Below are 2246 nucleotides of genomic sequence, written 5' to 3'. Positions count from 1 at the left end.
TACCTACGGACAGGTTGTATTTTGCATTCAGTGCATTGGTTGTAATCGCATTGGCATTGATAGTAGTTGTTGCTTGTGCCTCGCTCATTCCCATAACGCTAGTAAGAGCAAATGCAGCTAAAAGAGCGGCAGCGCATGTACGTGCAGGTTTTCCTTTTCCATGTCTTTTCGCAATCTCAGAAACCACAATATAGCAATTCTTCGTTTTGCTCCAAACAACTTTGTAATCCAAATTCATGATACTCCTCCTCTTCCCTTGAAATACAGTGTAAAACGATAATCCACTTTACTTTTACTAACCATTCACTATTTTTCTTGTCACTCAATTGTTTGCTAAATGACATCTCTTGCAGCATTAGAACCCCTGTCTCTCCACAATACTGGCAATAGAGCAAGCGATAAAACATAGCTTTATCCCTTTCACGATGTTTCCAGTACAGCTTTTCACATGGTTTAGAACAAAAGCGGCACCATCTATCTCTAGCGCCTAATACGTTGATCTTCTTGCCAGATTTCTTACAAACACAGGGAGCGTAATGGCCTTAATAGCAAATCCTCAAAATACTTCTTTTCCATGTCGTTATGTCGTTATAATGATTTCCTTTTGTACAGCAAAATCAATATTTCCAACGACTCTTTCGCCACACTATGATGATCACAGACTCTCCTTCCCAAGAATTAGATAAAACAACAAAGAGGCCCCCCTCCTCTCTTCGGTTTCCCAGCATTCCTTGATTTCTTCTGTTGTTTCATGAAGGGCTACTCCAAAAATGTTGATCATATAATAGCGATTAAGGTTTCATGTCTACACGAGGCCTAACAACATATATAATAATACCACTTACTTCTAAGTTCCGTCAACATCTTTTTTTGGGGCCTAATATAAGTTTATAAAGAAAAAGAAGAATTACCTTTTATCTCTTGCTGAATCATTGCATATTCATTAAAATTCAGTATAAGCCATCATTACTTTCATATGAAATTTGAAAATTTCTGAAAATTTCAAATTTGTTTCACAAAAATGAACAGATAAAAAGGCAGTACAAGAAATATCAGTTCTCATACTGCCTTTACTTTGGTAAGATGCGCCCTAAAAGCGAGAAATCTCTATAGCGCCGCACCTTCCCTGCCATTCTCATTGAGCCTACATAAGAAGTTGTTTAAAAAGGAAGATTCCACCTACTTATGATCTTTCGGTCTTGGCTATACGAACACGTTCGACCGTCGGTTTGCCATCTTTATCTGTATGGACAGCATCCACAGTAAAACATTCCAGTTCCGGAGCGAATTCCGTAAACATCCGATCCGAAAGAACGGCACCCTTTTCCATCGCTCTAAAAAGCATGGTCGCAAATTCGTAACGCGTCATCGGACGCTCCCCTCGTATTTTCCATCTGGATAGCCTGCAATGACGCCATTGGCTTTCAGGATAGAGAGCTGTTCATAAGCCCAGTGATTCTGAGACACATCCGGGAAGAGTTGCAGCTTCGACGTATTCCACTTCCGGCCAGCATGTCCATCCAGAAGTGCAGACTTGAATGCCTCGACTTCCTTGCGAAGCTCCTTGATTTCCTTCGCCATAGCGACTTTGGAAGTAGAAACATGATTTCCCTGCCCAAGCTTCACACTCACGCCCGCATTCACCATATTCTCTCCATTTCCAAAGCTGCCTCCGACAGAGAACGTCGTGTCTTCATTTGGACGATAGTATGCACCAATGGCCGCCGCATTCACGCCATTGTAATTGCCATAACCTGCGGCAAAATCCCACTTATCATCCGGGTCGAAATCGAGCGGATGGAGTGCTGCAAGAGCAGCTGCCCCTGCACCGACCTTATTCACGCGATGAGCGAGCCTGCCAAGCGCATTTCCCAAGCTGGAAATATTATTTACATTATTGATGACCATCTGATTCGTGTTGTATAGCTGACCGCCGTTGACTGCATCCTTGGAGCCTTTTTCGACTTTGCCGTCAGCCACATGAGTTACCTTGTTGCCATTGGCATTCAGGCCATCCTTGGGCACATAGGTCTTATCACCGATGGAAAGACCATCATTCGTGATCTTGGTATCACCTGCGCTCAAGCCATCCTTAGTAAGAGTGACTTTGTCCCCGACCTTGATACCATTCGTATCCATCCTTGTATCACCTGTGACAACGCTAGTAAGATTCTGTTTTTTGTTCAGGCTTAGCGCATAATCCTTGCCACCCGCTGCATTGGTTCCCTCTTGGATCTGGATATTTG

Annotated in this window: 3 protein-coding genes; all 3 read right to left on the bottom strand. The window is 43.0% G+C overall.

Going from position 1 to position 2246, the window contains the following annotated elements; translation table 11 throughout:
• The coding region (locus QZL64_RS00565; RefSeq protein WP_296309077.1) for an ESPR domain-containing protein at positions 1 to 238 on the bottom strand (238 nt) is incomplete at its 3' end.
• A gap of 945 nt (positions 239 to 1183) precedes the next feature.
• A complete protein-coding gene (locus QZL64_RS00560; RefSeq protein ID WP_021840115.1) occupies positions 1184 to 1369 on the bottom strand; it encodes a hypothetical protein in 186 nt (61 codons plus the stop codon).
• On the bottom strand, positions 1366 to 2246 hold an 881-nt coding region (locus tag QZL64_RS00555; protein WP_296309074.1), incomplete at its 5' end, for a YadA-like family protein. The genes QZL64_RS00555 and QZL64_RS00560, both read right to left, overlap by 4 nt.

Origin of the sequence: Veillonella sp. CAG:933 (genome assembly GCF_000431435.1) — a bacterium.
Classification (GTDB): domain Bacteria; phylum Bacillota; class Negativicutes; order Veillonellales; family Veillonellaceae; genus Veillonella_A.
This window is presented reverse-complemented; position numbering and strand designations above follow the sequence as displayed.

Coding starts and splice junctions, on each gene's coding strand:
- QZL64_RS00560 (WP_021840115.1), bottom strand. CDS start 1,369: ATGACGCGTTACGAATTTGCGACCATGCTTTTTAGAGCGATGGAAAAG.